Below are 4677 nucleotides of genomic sequence, written 5' to 3'. Positions count from 1 at the left end.
TGTGACGATTTCTTTGGTAAACTGATTCATGGGGAAGCTCCTGTGATGTTTGTTTAGACGCTAACTATCATAAGGGAGAGGCTTCCCTTTTTCAATGAATCATTTACACATAATTATTTAAACACTCAGAATTTGCTGTCAATATTTTCAACTGAAAGCTAAACTATTAGGCACCTGCATGTTAATCTTGTTTCGTTTTCAACGCTCACGATTCAGTTAGCCACTCCAGTAGTCACGCATTTCTTAAATCCAGAATTTATATGTACAAAATAATCTCTGTAAGTATTTTACAAGTAACTTCAAATACGATAAAATAAACTTATAAACAAAAGGGACAGGGAGTACGATCCCCGTCCCTTAGCGCCATGGTTAACACCCCGGTGCATTGGTTTAAAAATTCATAACAAAGTTACTTACTTAAAAACCGTTGCGTCCGGCATACGGTTTTTTATTGTCTTAATGACAATAAAAGTAAGCAACCAGAACTGCAGTGACATAGGGTGCTAAGGCAACAGCACCCACTACCAGCACAACTAACACCTGGACGTTTTTTGAAAGTCCATACAGTCTAGAAATGGTGGCAGGAATCCAACTTTTAGTATCTCTCTGCTTCAATTTCGACCCCCGAAATAACGATTGGGTCTAACCGCACAACAAACAATGTTAACACCCCCACGCTTTAAAATTCCAACGCGCGCGGAGTATCAGCATAACGCCTAAAAGAAGTATATCAGAGCACAGAACTAACTTGATTAACAATAGATTAAAGTTGATTTTATCAAGCTTAACAAATTTAAAAAATAGGCACCATTTAATGCCTGTCAAACAACCGCTATTCACACATATGCGCCCCCCGAGAGTCGAACTCGGATCATGAGGACCGAAATCTCATGTGCTATCCATTACACTAAGGGCGCCCCTTAACTACTATGATAGTAGTATTCAGGTGGAGAAACAAGTCTACCGCACCCCAGAGATCTTCATCGCTTCATCCTGCAAATAAAAGAACAACGCACCTGGGTTGGCCTGAAAGTCAGCTACAAAGCTCTCCCCTTGAGACGTTACGGTCTTGAGGGGCTTTTTCATGACGTCGGTCACCGCTAACGCATCGCCGTCCCAGCGGACAGAGTCGTAGTGGCCCTCCTCTGAAAAGTCTAAGTAGGCCTGTAATGAGTCCTTCACTGCTTGTTTGATCACATCGTCAGCCGTTACTGTCTCACCCTTGGCTTGACGGTTCGCAACTTCTTTTTCGACTTCAGCCATTGATTCTGGTACTTCGATTTCCATGAAAATCCTCTTTTCTATTTTTCTCTTCGCTATAGTCTACCACAGTCCTCAAATTGAACAGGCGTTAAAACACAAAAATGAGAAACTCACTGAATTTTCTAATCAAATAAGGTAAACTAGGACTAATGATTGTCGATTACTAAGGAGGAACCCCTACGATGACACTCTTATACCGGAGCACACGCGGCACTGCAGATACTGCCCTGACCGCTTCAGCCGCCATTTTACAAGGTCTCAGTCCTGATGGCGGGCTGTACGTGCCAACTGAAAAACCACAACTTGATTTGAATTTAAACGACTTACCGGATCTTACCTACCAACAGGTGGCGTATAAGGTTTTGAGCGCCTTTCTCACCGATTTCAACGACGATGAGCTCAAGGCCTGCATCAACGCAGCTTACGATGACAAGTTTGACGACAACGCGATTGCCCCTGTCAGTCACCACGGCAAGGACTTTTACCTAGAGTTATTCCACGGCCCAACCATTGCGTTTAAGGACCTGGCCCTCTCCATTCTGCCACATTTAATGACCACGGCTGCTAAGAAACAGCACTTTGATAAGCAGATCGTCATCCTCACTGCCACTTCTGGTGACACAGGAAAGGCTGCGATGGCAGCTTCGCCGATGTGGCTGACACCCAGATCATCGTTTTCTATCCGAAACAAGGTGTCAGTGCTATTCAAAAACAGCAGATGATCACCCAACCCGGCGCCAACACCCACGTCGTCGCCATTGACGGCAACTTTGACCAAGCTCAGACCAACGTCAAAGAAATTTTCAACGACGACGCCTTCAAGCAAGAAATCGCCGCCAAGGGCTACCAATTCTCATCCGCCAACTCGATCAACATCGGCCGGCTCGTCCCACAGGTCGCCTACTACTTCTACGCTTACGGCCAGTTGATCAAACAAGCCGCTATCCAACCTGGCGACACCGTCAACTTCAGCGTCCCAACCGGGAACTTCGGTGACATTTTGGCCGGTTACTACGCCAAGGAATTAGGGTTGCCGATCAACCGCCTGATTTGCGCCTCCAACCAAAATAACGTCCTCACTGATTTCTTTGACACGGGTTACTACGACCGCGTGCGGCCGTTCTTCACCACGACATCGCCATCGATGGACATTCTGGTCTCCAGCAACCTGGAACGCCTGATTTTCCGCGCCGTTGGCAGTGACGCCACCCAAACGAGCGCCTACATGCATGAACTGGAAACGGCTGGTCACTACCAGATCAAGCCGGAGACTCTGAGCTTCCTCAAAGAAACGTTCAGTGCCGGCTCAGCTACCGGTGACGCCGACGCTCAGGCCATCGCTTCCGTCTTCAAAGAAACGGGCTTTGCGATCGACCCCCACACCGCTGTGGCCAAGGCTGTTGCTGACCAATACCGGGAAACAACGGGTGATGACACGCCCATGGTCATCGTATCAACCGCCAGTCCCTACAAGTTCCCCAACGCCGTTTTAAGCGCGATTGAGGGCCACGATGAAACCACTGACGGCCTCGATGCCATCGCACAACTCAAGGACACCATTAACGTCCCACTACCACCGGCCATTCAAAAATTATTTGACGCACCGGTTCGCCACAAGATGTCCGTGAACGCTAACGAGATGAAGGAAACGATTTCAAAGATTCTCAAAATTCGCTAAAAAGACTATGAAACGGGCATGAAAACGCTTATACTTTAATTGTCAATGAATATAGGGGATTGAGGTGACCGCGCAATGGATAAGTCCGGAAATGATTATTTAACACTATCCACATACAACGCAATTTTGCACCGTCAACTGCAACGAGACATGAACCAACTTCTTGTGCAGGATGAACTGCCAGTTAACATTACCGAAATGTATCTGATGGTCCTTATCTTGGAAAGCCAGCCGATCAGCCAACGCCGGGCGGCAACGACTTTAGCAGTTGATGAAGGGTTAATGACGCGAATGGTCAAACATCTGACGTCACTTAAACTGATCAACAAGACCAGCGCCGACCGTGATAAGCGGGTCAAGGAGCTGACACTAACAGCCGAGGGGAAGCGGCTGTTAGACCATGCACTCAAACAATTTAACAATTGGTGGGAATCCTTCGCCGGTGATCTGGAACATATCGACATCAACCATTTGGGAAACGAACTCTTCGATATTTCCAAAGTCGTGTTGTCGGACCGACATCAAACGCCGTTGGCAAATGGCAAAGAGCGTGGAACAAGGCGCCTTGAGGGCGGAGCCTAAGTAACTTTCGGCATAAAATGCCCGAACTTGGCATTTATGCCGGAAGTTACTTAGGCAGTAGCCCTCAGCCTTGTGGAACGCGTTTCCGCTATATAACAGAGAACCAAGAAAACCAAGAGAACCAACCAAAAAAACGCACTGCCAAACAGGCAAGTGCGTTTTACTTTACCCAAATTTTCAAAATGCAAGCCATCCCAAAACAACTTAATCATTGCATTTCTCAAAAATTAGCATACGGTATACTTGTAGAATAATTTCACAAAGGACGTGATCTCATGACAACAAGTATTTCAGTCGCAGATGCGCGACGTGCCGATGCACACACGATTCAAGACGTTGGCATTCCCTCCCTCGTATTGATGGAGCGGGCCGCATTAGGCGCGACTAACCGGTTACTCACTGGTGACTATGATTTAACCAACGTCTTAATTTTTGCCGGCACTGGAAACAACGGTGGTGATGGCATCGCTATTGCGCGGTTGTTGCACGTGCGAGGTGTTAAGGTTACCGTCATGTTAACTGGTGACCGGTCGAAAGCTTCCACTGAGACGACCCAACAGTTAAAAATCATCGACTACTACAAAATCCCTGTGATTCCAGCCGACATCAACCTCGGTGACTACACAACCATTGTGGACGCCATCTTTGGGGTAGGATTGGATCGACCTGTTGAGGGCAAATTTGCGACCTGGATCAACGCCATTAACGGCAGTAATGCTAAGGTGTTTAGTGTGGATGTGCCATCAGGTTTAAATGCCGATACTGGTGAGCCTCAGGGTGCGACCGTTAAGGCGAATGCGACTAGTAGCTTTGCTTATAGTAAGAAGTGCTTTGATACCGCTTCTGGGAAACAGTATACCGGGACGTTGTTTGTTGAGGATATTGGGGTGTATCTGGAGTAGAGCGTGGAGGAAAGAGGTAGGAAGCGGAGTGTAAGTGAACTCTGGCAAATGCCCGGGCCTGGCATTTTTGCCAGAGTTCGCTTACATGCAGCTTTCTGTTTTCCGAAACGCGTTTCGGCTCGAGGACAGAGAACCACAAAGAAATGCCTGGGCTTGGCATTTTTGTCAGAGTTCACTTACATGCAGCTTTCTGTTTTCCGAAACGCGTTTCGGCTCAAGGACAGAGAACCACAAAGAAATGCCCGGGCCTGG

General features: G+C 47.3%; 3 protein-coding genes, 1 tRNA gene and 1 pseudogene. 3 read left to right on the top strand and 2 right to left on the bottom strand.

Going from position 1 to position 4677, the window contains the following annotated elements; all coding sequences use genetic code 11:
- Positions 1-845 precede the first annotated feature (845 nt).
- A tRNA-Arg gene (locus tag JCM11969_RS15990) sits at positions 846-917 on the bottom strand.
- A 43-nt stretch (positions 918-960) separates the two neighbouring features.
- Entirely contained in the window at positions 961-1287 is a 327-nt protein-coding gene (locus JCM11969_RS15985) for a hypothetical protein (protein WP_054712812.1), read from the bottom strand.
- 158 nt (positions 1288-1445) lie between these two features.
- Between JCM11969_RS15985 and thrC the strand changes: the two are divergent.
- From thrC to JCM11969_RS15965, 3 genes and pseudogenes are all read left to right on the top strand, one after another.
- Positions 1446-2941: pseudogene (thrC, locus tag JCM11969_RS15980) on the top strand (threonine synthase).
- A gap of 75 nt (positions 2942-3016) precedes the next feature.
- Positions 3017-3523 (top strand): MarR family winged helix-turn-helix transcriptional regulator, encoded by a 507-nt coding sequence (locus JCM11969_RS15975; RefSeq protein WP_054712809.1) that lies wholly within the window; start codon positions 3017-3019, stop codon positions 3521-3523.
- A 275-nt stretch (positions 3524-3798) separates the two neighbouring features.
- Positions 3799-4425: an NAD(P)H-hydrate epimerase gene (locus JCM11969_RS15965; protein WP_054712803.1), complete on the top strand. Its 627-nt coding sequence runs from the start codon at positions 3799-3801 to the stop codon at positions 4423-4425.
- Positions 4426-4677: the final 252 nt, after the last annotated feature.

Origin of the sequence: Secundilactobacillus paracollinoides DSM 15502 = JCM 11969 (assembly GCF_001311135.1) — a bacterium.
Classification (GTDB): domain Bacteria; phylum Bacillota; class Bacilli; order Lactobacillales; family Lactobacillaceae; genus Secundilactobacillus; species Secundilactobacillus paracollinoides.
This window is presented reverse-complemented; position numbering and strand designations above follow the sequence as displayed.